Annotated in this window: 1 protein-coding gene; it reads right to left on the bottom strand. The window is 33.0% G+C overall.

Annotation, left to right across the window (positions count from 1 at the left end; translation table 11 throughout):
- Positions 1–932 (bottom strand): IS110 family RNA-guided transposase (locus tag ACZIYX_RS23980; RefSeq protein ID WP_462684782.1); only part of this gene is annotated, 932 nt, incomplete at its 3' end.
- Positions 933–1153: the final 221 nt, after the last annotated feature.

Here is a 1153-nt window from a genome sequence, read left to right as displayed (position 1 = left end):
TTTGATGTAGCTACAGCGAAAGCTTGTTTTAGCAATTTATTTGCTATAGCTATCTTTATTACCTTTTCTGGTTTTCCTTTTTCTTTTAATCTTTGATACATATCCTTACAGGTTTTATTATACCGTTTTGCTGTCCAGCTACACATATAGAGCAATTTTCTAATCTGTGCCTTACCCATTTTACAGATATGCCCTTTACCCTTTATACTGGTTCCTGATTGGTAAACTCTTGGTGCCAAACCAACATAAGCAATTAACTGTTTATAATGCTTGAACTTGGTGAAGTTATCTGTCAGAGCAATAAGCATTATCGCTGTCTTGTTACCAATACAGGGAACAGACCTTAATAACTCTAAGCTTTGTTTATAATGATCTTCACAAACTCCCAGCATCTGGGTTTGTATCTTGTTAATCGATCTTTCGAGTTTTGTTATGATTGCCATTAAATTTAATTTAACTTCTCTGTCTATAAAACCGCTGCTTTTAAATGCTGATAACTGATTCTTGCTTTGTGTAAGTTGTTTATATAACAACTCTATAGTGGTCTGCATCTGTTTTAATGATTGAACACCTTGTGATTCTGGTTTCCAATTAGGCAACCTATTGTTTTCCAATGTACCGTACTCCATAATAACTTCTGCATCTTTTTTATCTGTTTTAGCCCTGTAAAATCGCATCTGGCTAAAGCGTTTAATCATTAATGGATTGACCACGGAAACATTTATTGAATGCTCATACAAATAATTGGCAAGACAAACATAATAAGGACCTGATGCTTCCATAACCACTGTGGTATTATCCCCAATAACTCCCAAGAACTTCTTAAAACCCTTTAAATTGTTATCAAAAACTTGATGTGCCACCACATCTTTTTTTCTAAAACAAACATCGAAAGTTTGTTTACTAATGTCGATTCCTATAATTTTACTCATGTTAAATAATTAAAAATGCTTTGGGTTTATCAATCCTAAATACAGGCTTTTTTGCCTTATGAACTGTTCAAACTTTAAGCACAAAGAGAAAGGGGCAAGCATCCCGTTCTGTTTTTTAAACCAATGACAAGTTATTGCCTTGCTCTTTCTCTTTTTAAATTTATATCCAACAAAGTAAATCATTATTGAAATTTAAACCCTATACAAACATAGGATGACAA

This window comes from Aquimarina sp. (assembly GCF_977115655.1).
The sequence above is the reverse complement of the archived record's forward strand: the minus strand, read 5'-3'. Positions and strand labels throughout refer to the sequence as shown.